The sequence below is a fragment of the Xenorhabdus sp. TH1 genome, from assembly GCF_037260955.1.
Lineage (GTDB): Bacteria > Pseudomonadota > Gammaproteobacteria > Enterobacterales > Enterobacteriaceae > Xenorhabdus > Xenorhabdus griffiniae.
This window is the reverse complement of the sequence record NZ_CP147734.1, coordinates 2,970,225-2,992,695: the sequence shown is the minus strand read 5'-3', so window position 1 is coordinate 2,992,695 and position 22,471 is coordinate 2,970,225. Positions and strand designations below refer to the sequence as shown.

The following is a 22,471-nucleotide window of genomic DNA, read 5'->3' as shown; positions in this document are numbered from 1 at the left end:
GTAAGAGAGGGGATAGCTCTTAAGTTATTATAGCAGGCGGCCTTCATACCGCCTGGTTTTTTTATATATTACGTTACCTTAGAGAAATTTACTCCATGAAATGTTACATGTAACTATCTTTCATGCTTTATACTATATCGTCAGTCATTTTAATGGAGCTCTGAGGAATGAGTAGCAAGAGGTATGGTGTCCTATTAGTGAACCTTGGTACACCTGATGCGCCAACACCAGCAGCAATAAGATGTTATCTGGCAAAATTTTTGAGTGATAGAAGAGTAGTTGATATTTCTCCATTGATTTGGAAACCTATCTTAAATGCTTTCGTTCTCCCTTTCCGAGTCTCTCGAATTGCTAAGCTTTACCGAGAAATTTGGATGGAAGAAGGCTCTCCTTTATTAGTTTATAGTCGTCGCCAACAGAAATTGTTGGGTGAGAGGTTGGTGGATATTCCTATTGCTTTGGGGATGACTTACGGCTCTCCTTCTTTGTCTCAGGCTGTAGAGAGTTTGTTGCAGCAGGACATTGAGGCTCTCATTGTACTGCCGCTTTACCCCCAATACTCCAGTACAACTTCGGCAGCGGTTTTTGACGGGATCAGTAAAATATTACGGGAATATCGGACAATTCCTACCCTGCATTTTGTCCGTAGTTATGCTACGCACCCTGCCTATATTGCAGCACTAAAGGAAACTATCGAGCAGAGCTTTGAAAAGCATGGACAGCCTGATCGGTTAATTATTTCCTATCACGGTATTCCTGAACGTCTAGCAAAGATGGGGGATATTTATCCACAGGATTGTAAGGCAACGACTGAACTGTTGAATCAGGTACTAGATTATCCAGCAGATAAAATTATGATGACATATCAGTCGCGTTTTGGTTATTTGCCGTGGCTATCTCCTTATACAGATAAGACCATAGCTTCATTACCGAGCCAAGGTGTGGAACATATTCAAGTGGTGTGTCCGGGATTTGCAGCAGATTGTTTGGAAACGTTGGAAGAGATTAACCAACAGAATAAACTTACTTTTTTAGAGGCTGGTGGGAAAAAGTTTGAATATATCTCTGCACTTAATGATAATGATGCCCACATTTCTTTGCTTGAACAGTTAGTAAACAATTTCATGAAATAATTTGCAATTACTGATTGTATAACATTATCACGTATGGTGAATGGCAGACATTGATCATCGTATTATTTTAAGGAATATGGTTTTTAACCAGTAAATTCGATAAGCGAGAGAAAATGCTTGCATATCAATGGAAAGAGAAATTATTTGGATTATAGATAATGAGTAATAAACCTATTAAGCACCCCGATTTTTACGAAGAGCATACAAACTATTATCCTCCAGCGCGGGAGGATGAAATTGATTTGTTTGAACTATTTTCTGTTCTCTTCCAATCAAAATATTTGATCATTGCAGTATCTTTCGTTTTTGCAATTATTGGTTTCAGTATTGCATCATTTTTACCGCAAAAATGGACCAGTACAGCCGCTGTAGTAAAACCGGATTTAGAAGAGTTCCAGCCACTGAAAAATGCGTTAACGGATTTGCATGTTCTGAATATAGATCCCAAAGTGACAGAAGAATCGCTGTATAAGCGGTTTATTGAAAACTATAATTCACGTGTATTGCGTGAAAAATATTTGGTTAGCACCGAGTACTTTAAGACCTTGCTAGCTCAGAATCATAGTGGTTCGGTTCAGGAAAAAAGAAAACTGATCGAGAAAATTGTTAATAAAAATATTACCATATCTTTACCTCATAACGAGAAAAAAGAGAAAGAGGATGACATTTTTAATGAGGTTAAACTTTCTTTCAGTGCTGACAATGCAGAAAATGCTTACAATTTATTAAATGGCTATATCAAATTTGTCTCTTCGGTGGTTCGTGATCAAGTGAAAGAGGAACTGAGTGATATGGTGTACCAGAAATTGGATTACTCCCAAAAGCTTTACTCCCTTGATTTAGAACGTATTGGCAATATGCGCAGTGTGGATATTGAGCGACTGAAGTATGCGATTTCTCTTGCGGATTCTGCCGGGATTAAAAAGCCAGTATCAAATGGCGGAGCCATGATCAAGGATGACCCAGATTATTCGATTGCGTTGGGTTCCGATGCACTGCAACGTAAATTACAGATTACTGAAGAAGTTATCGATCCAACAAAAATTGATGCGGACCTGCGTAACCGCCAGTTGTATATTAAAAATCTGGAAAACGTGAATGTGAGTACAGTTGATTTTGTACCATTCAAGTACATGCAGGAACCTTATGAACCAACATCAAAAGATTCACCTAAGCGTTTGCTGATTTTGATTGGAGCAGGTTTTATCGGATTTATTTTATCCATCATGTATGTTCTGTTGCGCCACATGGTACGTAGTCGCCAAAAACAAGAGGCTTAATATTGTTTATAATTCAAATATGTTATAGATAATATGTTTTGATAGTTGATATTTTGACAGCCAATGCTATTACAGTATTGGCTGTCTTCATTTTTATCTCCATATTTTTGTTTCTCTCCGGTATTGTGGCACATTATATTATGCTAACATGCCGCATATTTTGGCTCTACCGCAACAATTAATTATGAAATTCCCTGGTAAACGTAAATCTAAACACTATTTTCCTGTCAGTTTAAGAGATCCTCTGCTCCAACCCATCAAAGAGATGATGGATACTGAAAATAATCAAGCCTACATTGTTGGCATTGACCAGACACTAGTTGATATTGAAGCCAAAGTTGATGAGGATTTTATTCAGCGTTATAACCTAAGCCAGGGACACTCGTTAGTCATTGAAGATGATGTAGCCGAGGCGCTTTACAAGGAACTGACAGAAAAGAATCTCATCAGCCATGAATTTGCGGGTGGCACTATCGGCAATACTTTGCATAACTATTCTGTGCTGGCTGATGATAAATCCGTCCTGCTTGGCGCAATGTGTAATAACATCCAAATAGGAAGTTATGCATATTGTTATCTCTGCAATACATCCAGTCGTATGGATCTCAATCATCTTCAGGGCGTTGATGGCCCAATTGGCCGTTGTTTTACTTTAGTGACGGAAAATGGTGAAAGAACATTTGCGATCAGCCCGGGGTTAATGAATCAGCTTCGTCCAGAAAGCATCCCTGAACATATTATTGCGGAAGCGTCAGCATTGGTGATCACCGCTTATTTGGTGCGTTGTAAACCGGGTGAGCCAATGCCAGAAGCAACAATGAAAGCCATTGAATATGCGAAGAAGCATAACGTACCTGTTGTATTAACATTAGGAACAAAATACGTCATTGCGGATGATCCACAATGGTGGCGCGATTTTCTGGCTGAAAATGTTTCTGTTGTTGCAATGAATGAAGATGAAGCTTGTGAATTAACCGGTTTCAGTGATCCTTTATTAGCAGCTGACATGGCGCTAAATTGGGTGGATTTGGTGTTATGTACCGCAGGGCCTGCTGGATTATATATGGCGGGTTACACTGAGGAAGAACAAAAGCGCCAAACATTGCATCCTTTGCTGCCTGGTGCGATTGCAGAATTTAACCGTTATGAATTCAGCCGGGCGATGCGTAAGGTGGATTGCCAAAACCCAATGCGGGTTTATTCCCATATTGAGCCCTATATGGGAGGGCCTGAAAAAATCATGAATACTAATGGTGCTGGGGATGGTGCGTTATCTGCATTGCTGCATGATATCACAGCCAACAGTTATCATCGCATGAATGTACCTAACTCCAGCAAACATGCGCGCTCTTATTTGACCTATTCTTCTTTGGCTCAGGTATGTAAGTACGCTAATAGAGTGAGTTATCAGGTATTGAGTCAGCATTCTCCGCGTCTAACCCGAGGGTTGCCGGAGAAAGAAGATAGTCTGGAAGAGTCTTACTGGGAACGCTGACTCTGCTAGTAGTATGGGGTTTTTATGGGAATATCCCTCATTTTGGGGATATTCCTTGACTCGTATGTTATGTTGGCGATGAAGTCGCAGGTGAGTGTAATAATGGCGGCTCTATTGGACAACCCTCTTCATATTCGGGTAGTGCATCAGCCATTGCCCGTGCTATTTCATGTTCACCAATGATGATGTGGTTAGTGCCACGCTCTGTAATGTAAGTGACTTCATCATCATAATGGGCTCGAACAATAATCTTGATATCTGGCCTGATTTCTCTGGCATTCGCAACGATTTCACCGGCTTCATAACCATTAGGGATTGTCAGGAATAAAATGCAAGCGCAATCGAGCCTTGCCAGGGCCATGATCTCTTTATTGACGGCATTACCCATCACGGCACTGATACCCATTTCGCCTAACTCTTCAAACCGGGCGCGTGTATCTTCAATGACCACAACAGGAAAATTTTTTTCTTGTAAACGCTGACAAAGCTGATCCCCCACTCGGCCATAACCCACCACAATAGCATGACCACAAATATTGACTGGGATCTGGGTTTCTTCTTCCAGTGTTTCCTCGAGTAACTGTTCTTCAATGGTTTCTGTTTTTTCCAAATAGCGATCCAATAAGCTAAATAGCACAGGATTCAGCATGATTGAAATGATAGCGCCAGCTAGTACAAGGTTACGGGCTTCCCCATCCAGGAATCCCAACGTGACACCAAGCCCGGCGAGGATAAAGGCAAATTCACCAATTTGGGCGAGACTGGCTGAAATAGTGAGGGCTGTGCGTCGTGAGTGCCCAAACATTCTGACCAGTAGCAAAGCAGCTAATGACTTGCCAATGATAATAATGGCAAGGGTTCCTATAATCGCCAGAGGTTGTTGGAGTAAGACCATAGGGTCAAACAGCATACCAACAGAAACAAAGAACAGAACTGCGAAAGCATCCCTTAGCGGTAAAGTATCTTGCGCCGCCCGATGACTCAATTCTGATTCATTTAGTACCATGCCAGCGAAGAAGGCACCGAGGGCAAATGAAGCATCAAATAGTGTCACTGCACCATAAGCAACACCTAACGCAATGGCAAGTACAGCCAGCGTGAAAAGTTCACGGGAACCTGTCCCTGCGGTTTTCGCCAGTAACCAGGGAATGACACGTCGTCCGACGAAAATCATCAACAAAATAAAAGCAACGACTTTTCCAACGGTGAGAGAGATTTTTAACAGCAATTGACTAATATTTGCGTTTTGACTATCCATAATTCCTGCTGCTGCAGGAAGTAATACTAACGTTAGCACCATGGCCAGATCTTCAACAATTAGCCAACCAATGGCAATTTGTCCCCTTTGACTATCAACGAGCTGTCGTTCTTCTAATGCCCTGAGCAATACTACTGTGCTGGCGGTAGACAGACAAAGACCAAATACAATGCCACTGAGTAATCCCCAGCCGAGCAGCACTGATAACCCGGTACCTAATAAGGTTGCAACTGCAATTTGGGCGATAGCACCAGGAATGGCAATTGATTTGACGGCTAGCAAATCTTTAAGTGAAAAATGTAGACCGACACCAAACATCAGTAAGATCACGCCAATTTCTGACAGTTCTGGAGCTAAAGATGTATCGGCAACAAAACCAGGCGTGAAGGGACCCGCTAGTACACCTGCAACGAGGTATCCTACCAGAGGTGAAATTTTCAGGCGCTGTGCAAGCATACCAAGCAGATAAGCAAGAACAAAACCGCCAACAATGGTCGTGATAAGAGGTGTCGAGTGCTCCATCAAGGCTCCTTCTGGGTAGCGAGTATATAAATTGTGTAGTTAGGTGAGGTAATAATATATTTTATAAATAATTAAAGATTACAAAAAAATATATTGAGTGGCAAAAAAGAGAGTGATCTACATAAACATTATTTTAATGTAATTTTATGTAGATTTTGCCATAATTTACGCTAGTTTACAAAGAAGAATACTTTAATAATTATGGTGTTTATCCAGGGTATTCCTTGTGTTTTTCACGTGTTTTTTTCTAAATTTGGCAAAAACAGCGTAAAAATACCAAGAAGTGGCAGAAAAGCACAAATTTTGTAAACCAATTCTATACTGGTTTTATCTGCGACATAGCCAAGTACGGCAGCCCCAATGCCCCCCATACCAAAGGCCAGGCCAAAGAACAAACCGGCAATCATGCCTGTTTTGCCGGGAATAAGCTCTTGAGCGTAGACTAAAATAGCAGAGAACGCAGAGGCCAATATTATACCAATAATAACCGTCAATATGCTTGTCCAGAATAAGGAGGCATAAGGTAACAGCAGGGTAAAAGGTGCCACGCCAAGAATTGAACCCCAAATGACATATTTCCGACCTATCTTATCTCCAATCGGCCCGCCAATCAGGGTACCTGCCGCTACGGCAAATAAAAAGATAAATAGGTGGATCTGGGCATTTTGCACGGATAAGCCAAATTTCTGTATCAGGTAAAAAGTATAGTAGCTACTGATACTGGTTAGGTAAAAATACTTGGAGAAAACCAGTAACAGAAGAATGGCAAAAGAATTTATAATGGTTTTTCTCGGCAGCTTTGGCAGGGCATTAGTACGGGAAGACAGGGGGGAGATAACCCGATGCTGCATCTTGTACCATTGGCTGACTTGCAAGAGGATTACGATAGCCAACAGTGCTGCCAGGGAAAACCAACCGACGTTCCCCTTGCCATAAGGCGCAATAAAAATGGCGGCTAACAGCGGGCCTAATGAACTTCCTAAATTTCCCCCTACTTGAAATAAAGATTGCGCTAGACCATGACGTCCACCTGAAGCCATACGTGCGACTCGTGATGATTCGGGATGAAAAACGGATGATCCCGTACCAACCAATGCGGCAGCCATTAATATAATTGAAAAACTTTCAGCATAAGCTAGCAGAAGCAAACCAGATAGGGTGAATCCCATACCGATAGGCAGTGAATAGGGTTGCGGATGTTTATCGGTATACAAACCGATAAGGGGTTGCAATAGAGATGCTGTTACCTGATAGGCTAGAGTTATCATCCCAACCTGAATAAAACTGAGAGTAAATTCAGATTGCAGCAGTGGATAAATCGCCAGAATCAACGATTGAATCATATCATTCAGCATATGAGATAAGCTGATGGCGCCGAGAATTGAAAAAACGGTGCGATGTTTTTTTGTTGGTGAAGTTGGAAACAAGGTTGTTTTACTTTTTTCACTCATATCTATTCGCTTATCAATGTCATTATCAACAAAGTTTATAGGGGGAAATTTTTAGGTTTGTTGAATTTCTGTTTAATTTTTACACCATAATACATCTTAGATAATTAACAAAATTTTTATTTATACCTATATAATTTGGCCGCAATATCAAAAAGGTGAAATCTTTTAAGCCGCGGTTTGAAAGGGATGAACCACTACCATCATATAACTAATAAGATTTTGAAATACATGGAGATACCCCATGAAACTATCGTTTAAAGCGTCAATTTGCGCCCTTGCAGTTTCGCTGTCACTGGCACCGTTAATTGCAAACGCCTGGGAAAAAGATAAAACCTATGACATTACCATCTTGCATACTAACGACCATCATGGCCATTTCTGGCATAACGATTATGGTGAATATGGTTTGGCGGCTCAAAAAACGGTGGTAGATTCCATTCGTCAGGAGGTTGCCAAGAAAGGGGGTAGCGTATTGCTATTGTCAGGTGGTGACATTAACACTGGCGTACCAGAATCAGATATGCAAGATGCTGAACCAGATTTTAAGGGCATGAATCTGGTGGGATACGATGCAATGGCATTGGGGAACCATGAATTTGATAAGCCCTTAAATGTCTTGTTCCAGCAACAAAAATGGGCAAACTTCCCATTTCTCTCTGCCAATATTTACCAAACCAGTACAGGCAAGCGCTTGTTTAAGCCATATGTTATTTTTGATAAGCAAGGTGTGAAAATAGCGGTTCTTGGCCTGACAACCGATGACACCGCGAAAATCGGTAATCCGGCTAATTTTCCGGATGTTGAATTCCGTGTTCCTGCTGAAGAAGCCAAAAAAGTTATTGAAGAGCTGAAAAAGAATGAAAAGCCGGACGTGATTATTGCAGCAACCCACATGGGGCACTATGACGATGGTCATCATGGTACGAATGCGCCGGGAGATGTTGAAATGGCACGTAGTTTGCCTGCAGGTTATTTGAACATGATTGTGGGGGGACACTCACAAGATCCGGTGTGTATGTCTGCGGAGAATAAAAACTATAAACAAGTGGATTATGTTCCGGGTACACCTTGTTCTCCTGATCGCCAAAATGGTACATGGATTGTTCAGGCTCACGAATGGGGGAAATATGTAGGTCGGGCTGATTTTCAATTCCGTAATGGTGAATTCAAGTTAGTTCATTATCAATTGATCCCGATTAACTTAAAGAAAAAAGTAACAAAAGAAGATGGCAGTACGGAACGTGTTTACTATACCCATGAAATTAAGCAAAATCCTGAAATGCTTAAGTTGTTGACACCTTATGAAGATAAGGGCAGCAAGATCCTTAATGTGAAAATAGGCTCAGTAGATAACAAATTAGAAGGTGATCGCAGTAAAGTACGTTTCGTGCAAACGAATATGGCACACCTTGTATTAGCTGCTCAGATGGAACGGACAAACGCTGATTTTGCAGTGATGAGCGGTGGTGGGATCCGTGACTCTATTGAAGCAGGGGATATTACTTACAAGGATGTCATGAAAGTTCATCCATTTGCTAACCAACTGGTTTATGTGGACTTCAAAGGTAGCGAAGTTTTGACCTATTTGACGGCTGTTGCAAATATGGAAAAGGATTCTGGCGCTTATGGTCAGTTTTATAATGTGAGCTTCGTGAAAGAGGGTAAGAATATCAGTGAGGTAAAAATTGGTGGTAAGCCATTAGATCCAAATAAAACTTACCGCATGGCGACGTTGAACTTTAACGCGATTGGCGGAGATGGTTATCCACGGATTGATAATTTGCCTGGTTATGTTGATACAGGGTTTGTCGATGCTGAAGTATTGAAAGGATATATTGAAAAACACTCTCCATTGAAATCCTCTGATTATGAACCGAAAGGTGAAATTCGTATCAATAATTAATCCCTGAGCAATAGATTACTTTATTAGTTATTTGCATAAAAAGACCATCTGTTCTTGCAGATGGTCTTTTGCTTATTATGGCTTTAGCCAGTTTAAGTAGCATCAGCTGCTTAAACATAAAACCACCCGCTATGCGGGTGGAGTTCAAGGGTTATACCAAGAAAAACACCTTTCCGTTACGATATAGATGTTCAAGCTAATATCCGTAACTTAAATAAGGAAAGGTGTTTATGGGAATTAAAGCACAAAGCTCAGCGCATACAAAGTGGCTGTGTAAATACCATATCGTCTTTTCGCCGAAATATAGACGAAAAGTCATCTTCAATAGTATCCGTTCAAGTATAGGTGAGATTCTACGAAACCTTTGTAAGTACAAAGGAGTCGAAATAATCGAAGGGCATTTAATGCCAGATCATGTTCATATGCTGGTGAGTATCCCCCCGAAAATAAGTGTTTCCAGTTTTATGGGGTACTTAAAAGGTAAAAGCTCGTTGATGATATTTGATAAACATGCCAATTTAAAATACAAATTTGGCAACCGGAAGTTTTGGTCGGAAGGATACTACGTCAGCACAGTGGGGCTGAATGAAGCCACAATCCGTAACTATATCAGAGAGCAAGAAAAGTCAGATTTACTTCAAGATAAATTAAGTACACGAGAGTATAACGACCCCTTCAAGGGGTAAGCCAAAGAAGCAAAGACACTTAGCTTGAACGAAGAGAAAGCCGCGTCATTTAGGCGCAGTCGGTAACATGCCCTTATAGGGCTAGAGCAAACCACCCGCTATGCGGGTGGTTATGATTAGCAATAAGGCGTGTTATGCATAAATAAGAACGGTTGAAACTGAATAATAATTTAATGATTAAATAGCATGGTAATTAATGAATTACTTTCTCCTTTGGTTGGTAGTTTTTCAAGTCCATTTTTTTCATATAAGGTGATAATTTTTGAATTGTTTTCGCATTCCAAAATAGTTACTCTCCCTCCTATTAATTCTTGAGCTTTTTCAATGGTGACATTGATATGAAATAAAATGTCTCTAAGGCTTATTGGGTTTTTACGTAATGAAAAATTTTTAGCTATTTGACCAATTAAATAAACTTTTAGAGAATTTGCATTTTTACTGATACCGTTAAGTTTTTTTATCTTTGTCTTCGAAATGGCAAGATTATTTGTTGATATCTCCTTAAATGTTAAAGAAAAATAAGCCAATAATAATCCTTCTTTATCTAGAATTAAATAGGTTCTTGTTGCATCAGCTTGTTCAAATCTAATTGATTTTAAATGTAAAAATGATTCTACATCATGGTTAGGGGGACAAGAAAATGAGAGTAAATATTCTCTTGCTCTGTCACTACCAAAGGCCGCCAGAATTTTACTTAGAGTGAGAATTTTCGTTTTAATATCTCTATAGCCTCTTTTTGCTGTGCTTCAAAATCGATTGTCTCAAAATTATTTTCCCTTGGCTTCCTATTAGCCTTTCTAAGCATTTTAATTGCTTTTGGATCAGTGATAACGATGGGACGGAAAAATGATGAAGTTGCCATTTTATTCCTCTTTCATTTAAATAAACTAAGTTAATTGAAATGGTAATTAGTGATTTTTCGTTGTGAGGAAAGTATATCGGCATTATTGTTTATCACAAGGCTCTGTTTTAAAGAAAACAGAGCCAGCTCGAAAAAATTCAGCGAGAATTGCAATTGATTTTCAAATTTTAGCAATATCAGCAAATGAACAATGAAGTAATTGACATAAATCTATGGGGGACAACTCAATATCTAAACCACGTTTACCACCCGAAATAAATAGGGTTGGTAAGGTTTGCGCCTGACTGTCAATCACGGTAGGTAGACGCTTTTTCTGTCCCAACGGGCTAATGCCACCCACTAAATAACCCGTTACCTTTTGTGCCAGTTGAGGATCGGCCATATCTGCTTTCTTGGCCTTGAAAACTTTAGCCACTTTTTTCAAATCGAGTTGCCCAGAGACAGGCGTAACGGCGACAGCAAGATGTTTAGGATCACCATTCAATGAAACCAACAATGTCTTAAAAACCTGATTGGCATCTAAACCGAGTTTTTTCACCACTTCATCACCAAAATTATGTTCATTGACATCGTGGTCATAAGGATGAAGTTTGAAATTAATTTTTTGTTTTTCCAGCAAGACAACAGCGGGAGTCATATTTTTTCCTATAAAGATCAATTTATCACTGCTTATCCGTAATGGTTGACTTTCAGAATGAAGCAGATGAAGTTGTTATGTTTGCGGTTTTGCCAGCATCTGGCGTAAGTTGTTCTCACCGTGAAGGTGTAAAGCGCCCACTGTAACCAAATATTGTCCTGCTGGTAAGCTATGTAACTGTTCACTCCATTGACGGTTGCGTTCAGCCATTAAGGTTTGATAAATCTCTTCGCAGAATGTCATGGGTATTACCTGATTTTGTTTCTCCGGTTTGTAATTCATCCACCAGCTAATCATGGTCTGTAAAGCACGGGCATTAGTATGCCAATGGGTGATGGTATCTTCCAATAGTGAGATCCCACCGTTTGGCAAGTTGGTGAGAAGGCTAACTTGTGCATCAGTGCCTTCCAACTCGATAATGGGTTTATTGAGTGCTTGTGCACTGTTTAGTAATTGGCAATCGATACCATATTGGGGTTGTAACCCCAAATATTGGGCTTGGGCGGCCTGTAATATCAATGCGACTTGCCACGATGGCAATGGATCCAGCAACGTGACAGGATGTTGAATTTCTCGGCAATAGTGTTGCAGACAGGCAAAATGTTCGGGAGATAAACGTTGTGATAACTCGGTCTGTTCAGGAAATGTTTCTTTGAAAGGGGAATTGGCCTGCGTGATATCTGCCTCGACAATCAGAGCATCCGCTTGCTCTAGCTGTTCCAACAATACTTCAGAAAGTGGGTACATGTTCTTAGTACCCATATGAATGCTGCCAACAATATGTAACTGTTTGTTGTTATTTAAATTGATGTCAAAAGCAGGATAAGGGTAATGTCGTTGGGAATTGAGTCCCAATATTTTACTGAAATATGACAGTAATTTTCCCATATTACATCCTCCAATAGTTGGCATTGGTCGGTATGCTAACCTGTTAATCGCCAACAAGAAAGAGGGAAAAATGCGGGATAAAAAGCTAAACGGAATAGGTTTAGCTTTTCATGGAAAAAATAAATTAGGTCAGGACTTAGGTTTGAAGCGTAATAAGCGATTGGCGTTACTGACAACAGTAATAGAAGACAATGCCATGGCCGCACCTGCAACGACAGGATTTAATAAAGTGCCCGTAAATGGGTATAAAATGCCGGCCGCAATTGGAATGCCTAAAGTATTATAGACAAATGCACCAAATAGGTTTTGTTTCATATTACGCAATGTACCGCGGGATAATTCAACTGCATCAGCAACCCCATGCAAGCTATGGCGCATCAGGGTAATTGTTGCGGTTTCTATGGCGATATCGCTACCGCCTCCCATTGCGATGCCGACATCCGCTTGCGCCAATGCAGGGGCGTCGTTTATGCCATCGCCGACCATCGCCACTTTTCTGCCTTCTGATTGAAGTGACTGAATGGCTGCGGCTTTGCCATCAGGCAAAACACCGGCAATCACCTGGTCAATACCTGCTTCTTGGGCGATAGCATTCGCTGTGATGGGATTATCTCCGGTTAACATAACCAAACGATAGCCTTGGTGATGTAAGCGTTGCAGGGCAGAAACGGTATCCTGGCGCAAGGGATCACGGATAGAAAACAGGGCTGCGATTTTCCCATTGGCCGACAAAATAACGGGAGTAATGCCTCTTTCTGCCTGTGCCGCAATAAATGGCTTTAATTCTGCTGTTTCAATCTGATGCTGCTCAAGTAATTTTTGGTTACCTAATAATAGCGTAGCCTCTCCAATTTCTCCCTTAACACCCAGTCCTGCGAGGGTTCGGAATATTTGTACTTCGGGTAATTTTTGCCCTTCAACCTGCAATAAAATAGCTTTTGCCAAGGGGTGATTAGAGCCATTTTCTAATGCACCAGCCCACAGTAATACTTGCTCTTCGGTGAAACCATTAAAGGTGTGGATCTCTGTGACTTGTGGCATACCTTCAGTTAAGGTTCCTGTTTTGTCAAAGACAATCGTATCCAGTTGACTGGCATGTTGCAGGGCATCAGCATCACGCACCAATACACCTAGTTCGGCTGCCCGTCCTACCCCTGACATGATGGACATGGGAGTTGCCAGCCCAAGTGCGCAAGGACAGGCGATAATCAAGACGGTTGTCATGATGACCAGTGCGTACATGATTTGTGGGGCAGGGCCGACAAAATACCAAATCGCGCCCGCAATCAGAGCGATAGCAACGACAACAGGCACGAATATTGAAGATATTTTATCGGCCAATTGGCCGATTTCAGGTTTGCTGCTTTGTGCCTGACGAACAAGTTTAATAATACGTGCCAAGGTTGTTTGGCTGCCAACGGCATTGGCTTTAAACAATACCGTACCATCCTGGACTACAGTGCCGGCATGGACGGTATCGCCAGTTGTTTTCTGCTGAGGAATAGGTTCACCTGTCAGCATGGCTTCATCCAGCCAAACTGTACCTTGAGTAATTTCACCATCAACCGGAACACGATCTCCTGTTGTCAGGCGCAGTACCATATTGGGCATGACATCAGCCAGTGGCACTGTTTTTTCACCTTCAGAGGTAACTAGCCGCGCGGTTGGTGGCGTGAGATCCAATAATCGCTCAAGAGCCTTGGAAGAGCGTTGGCGGGCACGTTGTTCTAAGGCATGGCCGAGATTGACCAAACCAATAATCATGGCACTGGCTTCATAATAAAGATGGCGGGCTTGGAGGGGGAAAATTTCTGGCCATAAATTGACGCTTATTGAATAGAGCCATGCGACACCAGTACCCAGAGCTACGAGGGTATCCATTGTCGCACTGCCATTTTTTAGACTTTGCCACGCATTACGATAAAAATGCCCGCCTGCAAATATCATTACAGCCAGCGTCACCAAACCAATAGTCAGCCAAATGGTGTGGTTTGCTGGTGTGAGTATCATATTGTCGCCTATCATACCCCACACCATGACAGGCAACCCAACCACTAACGCAAGAGCCGATTGCCAGCGAAAGCGGCGCATATTGGCCTGTGCTACTTGTTGCTGACGCTCACGGCGTTCTGTTTCATCCTGAATGATTTCCGCACCATAACCGGCCTTGATGACGGCTTCCACTAAGGCATTTGGTGAGGCGTGGCCTGTGACCAATGCGCTTCTTTCCGCGAGATTGACTCTGGCATGTTCCACGCCATCAACGGATTGCAGGGCTTTTTGTACCTTACTGACACAGCTTGCACAGCTCATGCCATCCAGCAGGAGCTGAATACTGTCATTACCATTCACATCATTTTTGTTGCTGTGCTCAACAGAAACGGTTTTTACCGGAGTCGAAGATATTGCCGCTGCCAAAGACTCCGGAGTCTGTGGAACATGTATTGCCAGCGGCTTAGTTTTTGGGTACTCGGCTTCCGTTGCTAATTCAGCGTGATATCCGGCTTGTTCGATTGCATAGATTAAGGCGCTGTTCTCTGCTTTACCATAGATTTTTGCAGTTTGGGTATCAACTTCTGTGGCGATAACACCTTCTACCGCGTCCAATGCCTTTTGTGTTTTATTTGCACATTTCATGCAGCTTAAACCTGACAGGCGTAATACAACATCGGGTTGGGTGGCTACAGAGGCTTGATAATCTTCGGCAACAATGGCCGCAATCAATTCATCAGGTGAAACATTACTGATAACTTTGGCATAATTGAGGTTCACATCTGTCAGCTCAACGCCAGGTATTCTTTCCAGCGCTTTTTTAACCCTGCCGACACAATGCATACAAGTCAGGCCTTGAAGTGCGAGAATGGTGGTTGTGGACATAACAATATCTCCTGATACAGAGTGATATACTTATCATTAAGGCTAAACCTTCCTGCAAGGGGAAGGTCAAGGGGAAATAATGAATATCAGTGAAATTGCCCGTAAGACCGGTTTAACCAGCAAAGCGATTCGGTTTTATGAAGAAAAAGATCTCATTACCGCACCAGCGCGGGGAGATAATGGCTATCGTCATTACCAGAAAAGGCATATTGACGAACTGATGCTTTTGCGTCAGGCAAAAGAAGTCGGATTTACGTTGGAGGAGTGTCGCGAATTGTTGCGATTATTTCGCAATCCTCACCGCCACAGTGCTGATGTAAAAATGGCAACCCTGCAAAAAGTGGCGGAAATAGAAAAAACGATGTTGGAATTGCAAAAGATAAAGGAAAAATTGCTGGTGTTGGTGGCTGAATGCCCAGGAGATGATGGGGCTGATTGTCCCATCATTGAGCATTTATCTGGTTGCTGTAAGCATCATGGTTAATGGGAAACTGGCTTCACCTTTAATGTGATCCCGTCAACGGCGATAACCTCAACTTCGGTATTGGCTGGAAGCGCTTGGTTACAATGAACGCGCCAACTGCCATCGGCCAGTTTGACTCGCCCAAAACCGTTTTCGGTATCCGTGATTAAACGGGTACGCATTCCAATCAGCTGGTGGTTTTTCTGATTGAGCGCCTTATCACTAGTCAGGCGTGGGCGATGGCGTAGCCAGCTACGCCATGCAATAGCAGAAAGCAAGGTTAAGACAGCAAACAGAGTACCTTGCAATTCCCAGCCCATAGTAGGGAAAATCCATGTGAGCAGGGCAACAACGATGGCTGCGGTTCCTGTCCACAACAGATATCCTCCTGTTCCCAGCAATTCTGCAATCAGAAGCAGGCCACCAAAACAGAGCCAGAACCAGGCTGGCTGAGCGGCGATCTGTTCAATCATAACAATTTACCCTGTATGGCTATTTATTATCTTGCTTGCTTTTCTTGCTTTCGGAAATTAATTCAGCAATACCACCAATGGCTCCCATTAAATTGCTGGCTTCCAGTGGCATCATAATCACTTTGCTGTTATTTGAGGCACCGATGTTGGTGAGGGCATCGGTATATTTTTGGGCAACGAAGTAGTTAATTGCCTGCATATCACCATTTGCAATAGCGTCAGAAACCATTTTGGTTGCCCGCGCTTCTGCTTCGGCGGCACGTTCACGGGCTTCAGCCTGAAGGAAGGCTGATTGGCGCTCACCTTCTGCTTTCAAAATTTGCGACTGTTTTTCTCCTTCCGCTTTCAAAATGGCGGCCTGACGAATACCTTCTGCCTCAAGAATATCTGCACGTTTGGTACGCTCGGCTTTCATTTGGGCGTTCATGGCGGAGATCAACTCTTTTGGTGGACGCACATCACGGATCTCAATCCGGGTGATCTTGACGCCCCACGGGTTAGTCGCTTCATCGACGATTGCCAGCAATCGGCTGTTGATGGAATCGCGTTGGGACAGCATTTCATCCAGCTCCATGGAGCCTAGCACGGTACGGAAGTTGGTCATGGTCAGGTTGATGATGGACAGTTCCAGATTGCTGACTTCATAGGCAGCACGTACGGGATCGACAACCTGGATGAAGCAGACGGCATCAATGGTGACATTGGCATTATCGCGAGAAATGACCTCCTGCGATGGAATATCCAGAACCTGTTCCATCATATTGATTTTACGACCGATACGATCAACAAATGGCGTGATAATGTGCAGGCCTGGTGTTAATGTACGAGTGTAACGTCCAAAGCGCTCAACAGTCCATTGATAGCCTTGTGGAACGGTCTTGACACAGGTAAAGACGATAGCAATCGCAATAACGATTAAAATCGGGACAGCACCAAAAGAGAGTAAATCCATAACAATTCCCTTATTAAAGTTAATTATGGAATATATAAATCTTCTCTACTTAGTAGAGTAAAGAGTATACATGACGACGGTATTTAGATGCCAGAGCATCTCCAGTACCCAGTGTAGAGAGAATATCCATCATCGTCTTTTTCACTGCACCTTCGGCAGCGGAAAGATCCTTTTTCAGAAAACTAAATAGCAATTCCAGGGCTTCTGCATTACGGCCAACTTCGTGTAATTTGTCAGCCAGTTGTACGGCTAATTCTGCATTCTCTGGTTGAGTTACCAACGTTTGTTGTAGTTGTCGAATCTCCGGCGAATCCGCCGCCTCTTGCTGTGACTTAAGGTATTCAAGTAACTCATGATAGTATTCATCTTGTGCTTCTGATGGAACGGTATCCAGTATTTTTTGGGCCTCTTCAAGATGATTGAGTGAAAGATTCACTTGGGCTAGCAATAGGGTAATCTCTGTATCTTGTGGATTTTCTTGATGGATTTCTTTTAGTAAAGGCAATGCTTCCTGATTTTTACCTTCTACAAGTAGCTCGTTAACTTGCTCTAATGGTGATTTTTCCATTTGGGGCAGGAGAGTGGCAAAAATTTTTCTGATGGCTTCATCTGTCTGTATCCCCTCAAAACCTTGAACAGGGCGAGCTTCTTTTACAAACAGTACAGTAGGTAAGCTACGCACACCAAATTGTGCAGCGATATGAGAAAGTTGGTCACAATTGACTTTAGCCAGGGTAAATAGCCCGGCATATTCATGGGCTATTTTATCAAGCGTGGTTTCTAACTCATGGCAATGTAGGTCTTGTGGGGACCAGAAGTAGAATACGACAAGCTGGGTGAGAGAGTGCTGCACAACCTGGGCAATATTCGATTCATCAATATTAATGATAGAGGCAGTATTGTTGTTTGTATTTGCGGTTGGTTCCATGGGATTTTTCTCTGAGTCGTTGTAAGGTGATTACATGAATAAATAAGACTTGTTTGTCCGTTTTTCAATGTCTATTTACTTTGCCAGCGTAAGATCCTATCGATCCATCGCTCAGGAAGTAGACGCCGCATCACTTTTACTGTATGGGTCAATAACGTAACCGAATAGCGTAATTTTGGGTTAGGACTTTCCAGCGCATGAATGAGCTTAGAAACGACATCTTCAGGCATTAACGTAAAACGACGAGCAAGACCTGGATTTTCAACCGGGTGATCCTGCTGCGTTTGATTAACATTCTTCGTAAAACGGGTATGGATTGGACCAGGCTCTATCAGGCTGACTTTAATGTCTGTTTTTGCCAATTCGCCACGTAAGGCATCTGACCAGGCTTCAAGGGCATATTTACTGGCAGCATACGCCCCACGGCCTGGCGTCGAGATCAATCCCATCACAGAGCTGGTTTGGACAATCCGCCCGGCGCCATAAGAGCGTATCGCTGGCAGTAGCAGGCACGTCAGTTGATGGGTGCCAAAGAAATTGGTGGAAAACTGTTTTTCCATCTGTTCGCGGGAAATACTTTCCAATGGACCGTAAACACCAAATCCCCCATTATTGAATAGCCCGAATAAACGCCCGTTGGTTAATTCGATAACTTTCCTGGCTGCGCGCTCTACGCTTTCTTTATCATCTAAATCCAATTCGATGGGATCGAACCCCAACTCACGCATATGTGCCAAATCAGAGAGCTTGCGGCAAGCTGCGAGTACGCGGTAACCACGTTGGTGGAGGGTTTTGGCCGCGACTAACCCGATCCCGCTAGAACACCCAGTAATAAAAATGGCTTTTTGCATAACTTTACCTGTCCATCTGCATCAATTTATGGAAATAAATGATTTACTATTAAGAAATATTTTTTACTTAAGGATAGTTGATATATGCCGACAATATGTTGGACATCCAATCAGCAATAAAGGGTTGTGCGGCTTGATTGGGGTGCAACCCGTCATCTTGCATCCATTCTGGTTTGATAGCAACGTGCTCCATGAAAAATGGCAGCAAAGGAATTTGGTTACGTTTAGCAAGCACAGGATAAATTTTGGCGAAAGATTCGGTATATCGCTTTCCATAATTGGGTGAAATTTGGATTTGCATTAACAGTGGTTGCGCATCGGCTTGTTTAATCAGATTGATGCCCTGTTGCAAATCTTGTTCTATGTTTTGAATGGGAAAACCACGCAGTCCATCATTAGCACCAAGCTCGATCAAAACCCATTTTGGATTGTGCTGTTTCAATAACTCAGGCAAACGTTCAAGCCCTTGCGCTACAGTATTGCCACTAATACTGCCGTTAACAATGACTGTTTTTTTGCCGGCTTGTTGCCACTGTTTTGCCATCAGGGCAGGCCATGACTGCTCAACTGGCAAACGATATCCGGCACTGAGGCTATCGCCTAATATAAGCAGGGTATCTGCCGCCACTGCTCTGGCACTGCATAGCACCAACAATAAAAGGAAAAATACATGGCTGTAGAAAGTATTCTTGAAGTTCATCATCTCACTAAACATGTCGGTCAAGGGGAACAGGTAATTAATATATTGCAAGGTATTGAGTTGGTTGTCGAGCCAGCACAGACAATTGCATTAATTGGTGAATCAGGATCAGGCAAATCAACGCTTCTGGGCATTATTGCCGGATTAGATGATGGCAGTGGAGGGGAAGTTCATCTATTGGGGCAAAATATCAGTCGCATGAATGAAGAGCAGCGTGCGCAGTTAAGGGCAGAAAATGTAGGTTTTGTTTTTCAGTCGTTTATGTTGATCCCCACATTGAATGCATTGGAGAATGTCCAGCTTCCGGCACTATTGCGTGGTGAATCGGAAAACCAAAGCCGTGAACAAGCCATTGAGCTACTCGAATTATTAGGGTTAGGAAAACGCCTGAAACACATGCCAGCCCAGCTTTCGGGGGGAGAACAACAGCGGGTGGCTTTGGCGCGGGCATTCTGTACTCGTCCTAAAATTCTGTTTGCTGATGAACCAACAGGTAACCTTGATCGCCAAACAGGAGATCGCATCGCTGATTTGCTGTTTTCCCTTAATCATGATTACGCCACCACATTGATTTTAGTCACGCATGATAACCAATTGGCGGCGCGTTGCCAGCGTCGTTTACGTCTGGTAGATGGCAAATTGCGGGAGGAAGCATGATCTGGCGCTGGTTTTGGCGTGAATGGCGTACACCCTCTCTCTTGATTGTTTGGTTATCCCTGACCTTAGCGGTGGCCTGTGTACTGGCATTAGGGCGTATTAGTGATCGTATTGATCAAAGTGTGCATTATCAAAGCCGTGATTTTCTGGCGGGTGATCTTGTCTTAAGGGCTTCGTATCCCGTTGATGAAACCTGGTTGCAAAAGGCACAAGAACAGGGGTTGACATTAAGTCGCCAGATCTCATTTTCGACCATGACATATGCAGGAGATATTCCGCAACTGGCTCAGGTGAAAGCGGCAGATGCGCGTTATCCGCTGTATGGCGAACTGGAAACCAATCCGCATGGGTTAAAGCCGGAAAAAGGTTCTGTGTTGGTGGCACCACGATTGTTGACATTATTAGGTGTCAAGGTTGGGGGTAATATTGACGTGGGGGATACCACGTTGAAGATCCGTGGGGAGCTGTTGCAAGAGCCTGACAGCGGTTTCAATCCTTTTCAGATTTCTCCCCGAATTTTAATCAATATTGATGATGCCCAGGCAACCGGAGCGATTCAACCCGGCAGTCGCTTGACTTACCGTTATATGTTTGCAGGCTCTCCTGCCGCCATCCAATCATTCCAGCAATTCGTGGAGCCACAACTAAAAGCCGATCAACGCTGGCTGACCTTGAAACAGGATAATGGTGTCATGGCACAATCTATTGAGCGTGCCCAGCAATTTTTACTGCTGTCAGCTTTGTTGACATTACTCCTTGCCGTCGCGGCGATGGCGGTTTCTATGGCGCATTATTGCCGTAGCCGACATAACCTGATTGCCATTTTGAAGACATTAGGGGCAGGGCGTTGGGCGTTGCGTCAATGGATCATTGGGCAATGGCTAGTGATATTACTGGCCGCCATAGTGGTAGGCTCCATTCTAGGTTTGGCTTTTGAATCTGCACTGATTCGAATTTTGGCTGGAATGTTACCTAAGATGTTACCGGCTGCGGGAATATGGCCGTGGGTATGGGCGGTTGCTGCGCTGTTTGGGATTGCCATATTAGTGGGTGTTCGCCCTTATCGCCAACTTATGGCTACCCAGCCTTCACGGGTATTGAGAAGTGACGTAACAGCATCCATTTGGCCCTTGCGTTATTATTTGCCTGCGGTGGCATTCATCATAACGGGAGGATTAGTATTACTGGCAGGTACTCAGCCGTTATTATGGTCGCTGTTAGCGGGAGTACCGGTTGTCGCGTTGTTCCTGGCATTATTGGGATGGGGAGGATTATGGCTATTGCGCCGTGTGACGTTCCGTCAGTTAAGCCTGCGTCTGGCAGTCAATCGGTTACTGTGTCGGCCATTTCAGACCATGACCCAATTGGCGGCATTTTCCCTGTCATTCATGTTGTTGGCTTTGCTGATTATGGCAAGGGGAGATTTATTGAACCAATGGCAACAGCAATTACCGCCGGATAGCCCTAATTATTTCTTGCTTAACATGACCCAACCACAAACTGCTCAAGTTAATGACTTATTGGCTAAATACCAGGTAGAGCCTACTGATTTTTATCCCGTAGTATTGGCACGTTTGACGGAAGTGAATGGACAATCTGCGCTGGAATGGGCAAATGAAAAACACCCTAATAGTACTACGGTACGTCGTGAACTGAACTTAACATGGAAAGCGGAATTGCCGCCTTTTAATACCTTGATTGCGGGAACATGGCCGCCGAAACCGAATGAAGTTTCGATAGAACAAGGCGTCGCTGAGCGGTTGAAAATCAACCTTGGAGACAGGCTCACATTCACCGGAGATACTCGAACATTTCATACTACGGTAAGCAGCATTCGCAAAGTGGATTGGGAGAGCATAAATCCGAATTTCATTTTTATTTTCGCCAAAGAGACGTTGGAAAATCAGCCCAGAATGTGGTTAACCAGCTTTCATTATGACGGTGATGGAAAGCTACTAACGGAAATTAACCGTCATTTCCCAACCATCAGCATGTTGGATATTGGTTCGATAATCAAACAAGCACAAGGCATTTTGCAGCAAGTTAGCAAGGCATTAGAAGTGATGGTCGTTTTGGTGATGATTTGTGGTGGCTTGCTGTTATTGGCACAAATTCAGGTCGGCATGAGCCAGCGACAACTTGAACTGGTGGTATATCGCACATTAGGGGCAAGCAAAAAACTTTTGCGTCGTACATTGTGGAGTGAATTTGCCCTGCTTGGTTTTATGGCTGGTTTGGCCGCGGCATTGGGTGCAGAAATTGCACTTTGGTTGTTACAGACTCAGGTCTTTGATTTTCCGTGGCAACCACAATGGCAAATGTGGTTTCTGCTTCCCATCATCAGTAGCTTACTGCTTTCACTATGTGGTGGCTGGTTGGGCGTCAGGTTATTACGGAGGCCAGGGCAATATCGGCGCTTGCCGGAATAATTTTCATCTCTTTGATAAATCTCGCT

20 protein-coding genes are annotated in these 22,471 nt (G+C 43.1%); 8 read left to right on the top strand and 12 right to left on the bottom strand.

Going from position 1 to position 22,471, the window contains the following annotated elements:
• Nucleotides 1-167: 167 nt before the first annotated feature.
• The 3 genes from hemH to WDV74_RS13050 all read left to right on the top strand — a co-directional run bounded on the left by hemH (nucleotide 168) and on the right by WDV74_RS13050 (nucleotide 3,908).
• Entirely contained in the window at nucleotides 168-1,133 is a 966-nt protein-coding gene (gene hemH / locus WDV74_RS13060; RefSeq protein ID WP_338883205.1) for a ferrochelatase, read from the top strand.
• A 158-nt stretch (nucleotides 1,134-1,291) separates the two neighbouring features.
• Nucleotides 1,292-2,413 (top strand): LPS O-antigen length regulator Wzz(fepE), encoded by a 1,122-nt coding sequence (gene wzz(fepE) / locus WDV74_RS13055; protein WP_338883203.1) that lies wholly within the window; start codon nucleotides 1,292-1,294, stop codon nucleotides 2,411-2,413.
• Between the two features lie 184 nt (nucleotides 2,414-2,597).
• Nucleotides 2,598-3,908, top strand: coding sequence for an inosine/guanosine kinase (locus WDV74_RS13050; protein ID WP_338885612.1), 1,311 nt, complete (start codon nucleotides 2,598-2,600; stop codon nucleotides 3,906-3,908).
• 67 nt (nucleotides 3,909-3,975) lie between these two features.
• Here the strand turns inward: WDV74_RS13050 and ybaL are convergent, their stop codons facing one another.
• A complete protein-coding gene (gene ybaL / locus WDV74_RS13045; protein ID WP_338883201.1) occupies nucleotides 3,976-5,688 on the bottom strand; it encodes a YbaL family putative K(+) efflux transporter in 1,713 nt (570 codons plus the stop codon).
• 233 nt (nucleotides 5,689-5,921) lie between these two features.
• Complete coding sequence (locus WDV74_RS13040; protein ID WP_338883199.1) at nucleotides 5,922-7,139, bottom strand: MFS transporter; 1,218 nt, start codon at nucleotides 7,137-7,139, stop codon at nucleotides 5,922-5,924.
• 241 nt (nucleotides 7,140-7,380) lie between these two features.
• On the opposite strand from WDV74_RS13040, the gene ushA reads away from it, so the two are divergent.
• Together ushA and tnpA are read left to right on the top strand one after the other, a co-directional pair.
• Nucleotides 7,381-9,042, top strand: coding sequence for a bifunctional UDP-sugar hydrolase/5'-nucleotidase UshA (gene ushA, locus WDV74_RS13035; protein ID WP_338883198.1), 1,662 nt, complete (start codon nucleotides 7,381-7,383; stop codon nucleotides 9,040-9,042).
• Between the two features lie 230 nt (nucleotides 9,043-9,272).
• Nucleotides 9,273-9,728, top strand: coding sequence for an IS200/IS605 family transposase (tnpA, locus tag WDV74_RS13030; RefSeq protein WP_338882928.1), 456 nt, complete (start codon nucleotides 9,273-9,275; stop codon nucleotides 9,726-9,728).
• Between the two features lie 170 nt (nucleotides 9,729-9,898).
• Here tnpA and WDV74_RS13025 read toward each other — a convergent pair whose 3' ends face one another.
• The 5 genes from WDV74_RS13025 to copA form a co-directional block, all read right to left on the bottom strand.
• The gene (locus WDV74_RS13025; protein WP_338883197.1) at nucleotides 9,899-10,255 is read right to left on the bottom strand and encodes an acetyltransferase; all 357 of its coding nucleotides are present in this window, start codon (nucleotides 10,253-10,255) and stop codon (nucleotides 9,899-9,901) included.
• 167 nt (nucleotides 10,256-10,422) lie between these two features.
• Nucleotides 10,423-10,590: a hypothetical protein gene (locus WDV74_RS13020; RefSeq protein WP_189760477.1), complete on the bottom strand. Its 168-nt coding sequence runs from the start codon at nucleotides 10,588-10,590 to the stop codon at nucleotides 10,423-10,425.
• A 160-nt stretch (nucleotides 10,591-10,750) separates the two neighbouring features.
• Entirely contained in the window at nucleotides 10,751-11,227 is a 477-nt protein-coding gene (gene ybaK, locus WDV74_RS13015) for a Cys-tRNA(Pro)/Cys-tRNA(Cys) deacylase YbaK (RefSeq protein ID WP_189759633.1), read from the bottom strand.
• Nucleotides 11,228-11,302: 75 nt separating this feature from the next.
• Nucleotides 11,303-12,115, bottom strand: a complete 813-nt coding sequence (locus WDV74_RS13010) for a TraB/GumN family protein (RefSeq protein ID WP_338883196.1) — start codon at nucleotides 12,113-12,115, stop codon at nucleotides 11,303-11,305.
• A 129-nt stretch (nucleotides 12,116-12,244) separates the two neighbouring features.
• On the bottom strand, nucleotides 12,245-14,992 hold the full coding sequence (gene copA, locus WDV74_RS13005; protein WP_338883195.1) for a copper-exporting P-type ATPase CopA: 2,748 nt from the start codon (nucleotides 14,990-14,992) through the stop codon (nucleotides 12,245-12,247).
• Nucleotides 14,993-15,071: 79 nt separating this feature from the next.
• Here copA and cueR point away from each other — a divergent pair, with 79 nt between their 5' ends.
• Nucleotides 15,072-15,476, top strand: coding sequence for a Cu(I)-responsive transcriptional regulator (gene cueR, locus WDV74_RS13000; RefSeq protein WP_338883194.1), 405 nt, complete (start codon nucleotides 15,072-15,074; stop codon nucleotides 15,474-15,476).
• Here cueR and WDV74_RS12995 read toward each other — a convergent pair.
• The 5 genes from WDV74_RS12995 to tesA form a co-directional block, all read right to left on the bottom strand.
• Nucleotides 15,473-15,928: an NfeD family protein gene (locus tag WDV74_RS12995; protein WP_338883193.1), complete on the bottom strand. Its 456-nt coding sequence runs from the start codon at nucleotides 15,926-15,928 to the stop codon at nucleotides 15,473-15,475. The genes cueR and WDV74_RS12995 overlap by 4 nt on opposite strands.
• Before the next feature lie 19 nt (nucleotides 15,929-15,947).
• Nucleotides 15,948-16,880: an SPFH domain-containing protein gene (locus tag WDV74_RS12990; protein WP_338883192.1), complete on the bottom strand. Its 933-nt coding sequence runs from the start codon at nucleotides 16,878-16,880 to the stop codon at nucleotides 15,948-15,950.
• Between the two features lie 49 nt (nucleotides 16,881-16,929).
• Nucleotides 16,930-17,808 carry a co-chaperone YbbN gene (locus WDV74_RS12985; protein WP_338883191.1) on the bottom strand — a complete coding sequence of 293 codons (879 nt, stop codon included), beginning with the start codon at nucleotides 17,806-17,808 and terminating at the stop codon, nucleotides 16,930-16,932.
• Nucleotides 17,809-17,879: 71 nt separating this feature from the next.
• Nucleotides 17,880-18,659, bottom strand: coding sequence for an SDR family oxidoreductase (locus WDV74_RS12980; protein ID WP_338883190.1), 780 nt, complete (start codon nucleotides 18,657-18,659; stop codon nucleotides 17,880-17,882).
• A gap of 67 nt (nucleotides 18,660-18,726) precedes the next feature.
• On the bottom strand, nucleotides 18,727-19,359 hold the full coding sequence (gene tesA, locus WDV74_RS12975; RefSeq protein ID WP_338885611.1) for a multifunctional acyl-CoA thioesterase I/protease I/lysophospholipase L1: 633 nt from the start codon (nucleotides 19,357-19,359) through the stop codon (nucleotides 18,727-18,729).
• Here tesA and ybbA point away from each other — a divergent pair.
• Together ybbA and ybbP are read left to right on the top strand one after the other, a co-directional pair.
• A complete protein-coding gene (gene ybbA / locus WDV74_RS12970) occupies nucleotides 19,330-20,016 on the top strand; it encodes a putative ABC transporter ATP-binding protein YbbA (protein ID WP_189759625.1) in 687 nt (228 codons plus the stop codon). The genes tesA and ybbA overlap by 30 nt on opposite strands.
• A complete protein-coding gene (ybbP, locus tag WDV74_RS12965; RefSeq protein WP_338883188.1) occupies nucleotides 20,013-22,445 on the top strand; it encodes a putative ABC transporter permease subunit YbbP in 2,433 nt (810 codons plus the stop codon). Before ybbA ends, ybbP begins: the two co-directional genes overlap by 4 nt.
• Nucleotides 22,446-22,471: the final 26 nt, after the last annotated feature.

What these genes read in the sequence shown, in the direction of transcription:
- hemH (WP_338883205.1), top strand. Translation starts at nt 168, where the DNA reads ATGAGTAGCAAGAGGTATGGTGTCCTATTAGTGAACCTTGGTACACCT.
- WDV74_RS13050 (WP_338885612.1), top strand. Translation starts at nt 2,598, where the DNA reads ATGAAATTCCCTGGTAAACGTAAATCTAAACACTATTTTCCTGTCAGT.
- ybaL (WP_338883201.1), bottom strand. Translation starts at nt 5,688, where the DNA reads ATGGAGCACTCGACACCTCTTATCACGACCATTGTTGGCGGTTTTGTT.
- WDV74_RS13040 (WP_338883199.1), bottom strand. Translation starts at nt 7,139, where the DNA reads ATGAGTGAAAAAAGTAAAACAACCTTGTTTCCAACTTCACCAACAAAA.
- ushA (WP_338883198.1), top strand. Translation starts at nt 7,381, where the DNA reads ATGAAACTATCGTTTAAAGCGTCAATTTGCGCCCTTGCAGTTTCGCTG.
- tnpA (WP_338882928.1), top strand. Translation starts at nt 9,273, where the DNA reads ATGGGAATTAAAGCACAAAGCTCAGCGCATACAAAGTGGCTGTGTAAA.
- WDV74_RS13020 (WP_189760477.1), bottom strand. Translation starts at nt 10,590, where the DNA reads ATGGCAACTTCATCATTTTTCCGTCCCATCGTTATCACTGATCCAAAA.
- ybaK (WP_189759633.1), bottom strand. Translation starts at nt 11,227, where the DNA reads ATGACTCCCGCTGTTGTCTTGCTGGAAAAACAAAAAATTAATTTCAAA.
- WDV74_RS13010 (WP_338883196.1), bottom strand. Translation starts at nt 12,115, where the DNA reads ATGGGAAAATTACTGTCATATTTCAGTAAAATATTGGGACTCAATTCC.
- copA (WP_338883195.1), bottom strand. Translation starts at nt 14,992, where the DNA reads ATGTCCACAACCACCATTCTCGCACTTCAAGGCCTGACTTGTATGCAT.
- cueR (WP_338883194.1), top strand. Translation starts at nt 15,072, where the DNA reads ATGAATATCAGTGAAATTGCCCGTAAGACCGGTTTAACCAGCAAAGCG.
- WDV74_RS12995 (WP_338883193.1), bottom strand. Translation starts at nt 15,928, where the DNA reads ATGATTGAACAGATCGCCGCTCAGCCAGCCTGGTTCTGGCTCTGTTTT.
- WDV74_RS12990 (WP_338883192.1), bottom strand. Translation starts at nt 16,880, where the DNA reads ATGGATTTACTCTCTTTTGGTGCTGTCCCGATTTTAATCGTTATTGCG.
- WDV74_RS12985 (WP_338883191.1), bottom strand. Translation starts at nt 17,808, where the DNA reads ATGGAACCAACCGCAAATACAAACAACAATACTGCCTCTATCATTAAT.
- WDV74_RS12980 (WP_338883190.1), bottom strand. Translation starts at nt 18,659, where the DNA reads ATGCAAAAAGCCATTTTTATTACTGGGTGTTCTAGCGGGATCGGGTTA.
- ybbA (WP_189759625.1), top strand. Translation starts at nt 19,330, where the DNA reads ATGGCTGTAGAAAGTATTCTTGAAGTTCATCATCTCACTAAACATGTC.
- tesA (WP_338885611.1), bottom strand. Translation starts at nt 19,359, where the DNA reads ATGAACTTCAAGAATACTTTCTACAGCCATGTATTTTTCCTTTTATTG.
- ybbP (WP_338883188.1), top strand. Translation starts at nt 20,013, where the DNA reads ATGATCTGGCGCTGGTTTTGGCGTGAATGGCGTACACCCTCTCTCTTG.